Here is a 2180-nt window from a genome sequence, read left to right as displayed (position 1 = left end):
ATGACGCTAGCGCTGATCCGCCACGTTACGCCGCTGATCGATAGCGGAGTATGCGACGCCGCAGAAGCGGCACGGCGCGCGATCCTGTATGATACTACGCAAAGCTTAGCTCTGTATGAAACCTATAAATTTAAAAGCAGCGTCGCATGGGAAAATCTCGCTCGCATAAGCCGAGTATGTTCCTCGCCTCTGCCGCGCGCCGCACTTACGGCGCAAAAGCTATTCCCGCAGCGGAGTATAGAGTACCTAGAGGCTTTGCGCGAGTTTAATCTGCGAATATTTCCCGTGCCGCTAATAAAAATGCCGTTTGATTACTGGCTCGTGCTCTCGCGCCTGTTGTGGCTGTGCGGCATGAACCCTAGCGGCGCAAGCGCGAAAGAGGAGCGTCAGCGCGCGCTTGATCTGGCGCCGTCGCTGCTAGAAGCGGACGCGGCGGTGATCGCACACGGCTTCGTACTGCGCGTGATACGAAAGAGCGCACGACAAGCGGGCTACCGCTTGATATACCGTTTCTGCGAGGGTTGCTTCTGCGTGGAAATTTGGCGCCGCGCCGCGTAGAGATACCGCTCTGCGCGAAAATTTGAAATTTTGCGTTTTGTAAATTTTAAATTTAATGCGCCGTTTGGCAGCTGTCGCGAGGCGCCGAAATTTCATCTATGCAATGGGCGCTGCTTTTTAAATACGGATAGCCGGCCGCTTACGAAGTAAAATTTAAATCATACGGCTTGAGTTGATTTAGCGCCGCTTCATGTTCTTTTTGCGCGCAGGCTGTGTTTACGGCGCCCAGGGCAGGTTGGAGTAGAGCGGTCTCGGTTGTGCTCCCGCGCTTTATGAGAGGGGTAAGTCGGTTAAATTCTGCGCGCAGTATTCGGTAAAGTTCGCTCGCGCAAGGGATAAAATTTTGCGCGAGCAGAGCGATCTAGCTCAATCCGCACGCTTTAAATCTAGCTCGCCGATTCGTTAAATTTAACTGCAAATTTAGTCGGTCGGCGTAGTTTGATTTCTGAAAACAGAGGCGAATTTGACGTCAGGTTCCCCTCTTTAAATTTGCCATCAAATTTAAAACGCTAAATTTAACAAACGCCTGCGCTAGTTCGTAAATTTTAACTTTTATCGCAACGCTGATTTGTCTGTGATTTTTATCTTACCGTCTATACATCGCCGAATCGAAAAATCAAATTTACCGGCTCAAAGCCGCGAAAAAATCAAAGCGAGCGCGGCGATAAACCAGGGCGTCGTCCGACACCGGCCCCCATCGGCCTAGCATGCGATTTTACTATTTTACGGCGTTTTTAAAAGCCGAATTTAGCGCTTAAATTTTGCCGTAAAATTTGACAAAATCGCCGCCCGTCGCAATTTAGTTTCACCGTTTTTACGTCAAATTTAGTGGAAAATCGACGTAACGTATTTCGGCGTTTTTATTGATCAAATTTGCCCAGGAAAGCCAAAAATCTTGCGCGAAACAGAGCTAAATTTTAACCTTCTCCCACGGCTCGATTTCACCATCGACCTCTTTAAAAATGCTCGCGATTTCTATATTTTTTACGCTTAAATTTCGCTCGTAAGCCTTGATATCGCGTGATTTTAGCTTCTCTTGTAAAAAGGCGAATTCATACTCGATCTGCTCGCGAGAGACGGCTATTTTGGCTAAATTTCGCTCGTCAAATTCGCCCACCTTCGCTACGTCGAATTTATACCCGCGAGCGCAGGCCTGCGCATAAACCTCCGCTAGATACGCATTTATCGCCTCTAGCGCGTTTTCATGCGCGTAAAAGCGGTTAAGCTGCGGGTGATTTTTGTAGCCCTTGGTAAGTCCAGCCAGCACGTTTTTAGCCAGCAGCGCCTCGCGCCACAGCGCCACAAGCCCCTTTGCATCGAGATATTTAAAGCTTATCGTCCAAAGCCTCATTTTTACCTTTCGTTAAATTTCGTCGTCAAATTCGGCGCGCTTTGCGCCGCAGCCTGAGCGGCAATAAATTCGCGCCTTAAATTTGGTCGCGCCCTAGATTAGAGGCTAAATTTTATCTCGCCGCACCTTTAAAATTTACCCGCTCATTGCAGCTTGCCCCTGCATAGCACGGCGATCTTTTCTACGACCTCGCCGCCGCTAACGAGGTAGGCGAACTCGTGTAAATTTACGACGGGACAGATGTGGTTTGGATAAATTTCGAGCCGCTCGC

2 protein-coding genes and 1 pseudogene are annotated in these 2180 nt (G+C 49.1%); 1 reads left to right on the top strand and 2 read right to left on the bottom strand.

Features of this window, described 5'->3' with window-relative positions; all coding sequences use genetic code 11:
* A partial coding sequence (locus Q0236_RS06475; RefSeq protein ID WP_297916204.1) for a histidine phosphatase family protein occupies window positions 1-558 on the top strand: 558 nt, incomplete at its 5' end.
* A gap of 910 nt (window positions 559-1468) precedes the next feature.
* On the opposite strand, the gene Q0236_RS06470 is transcribed toward Q0236_RS06475, so the two are convergent.
* Both Q0236_RS06470 and Q0236_RS13285 read right to left on the bottom strand, forming a co-directional pair.
* Window positions 1469-1909, bottom strand: a complete 441-nt coding sequence (locus Q0236_RS06470) for a pyrimidine dimer DNA glycosylase/endonuclease V (RefSeq protein WP_297916202.1) — start codon at window positions 1907-1909, stop codon at window positions 1469-1471.
* A 143-nt stretch (window positions 1910-2052) separates the two neighbouring features.
* Window positions 2053-2180, bottom strand: a pseudogene (locus Q0236_RS13285) (D-TA family PLP-dependent enzyme); the annotation flags it as partial.

Source organism: uncultured Campylobacter sp. (genome assembly GCF_938031315.1).
In the GTDB taxonomy this organism is placed as follows: domain Bacteria; phylum Campylobacterota; class Campylobacteria; order Campylobacterales; family Campylobacteraceae; genus Campylobacter_B.
Note: the sequence above shows the minus strand (reverse complement) of the source record. Positions and strands in the feature narration are given on the sequence as shown.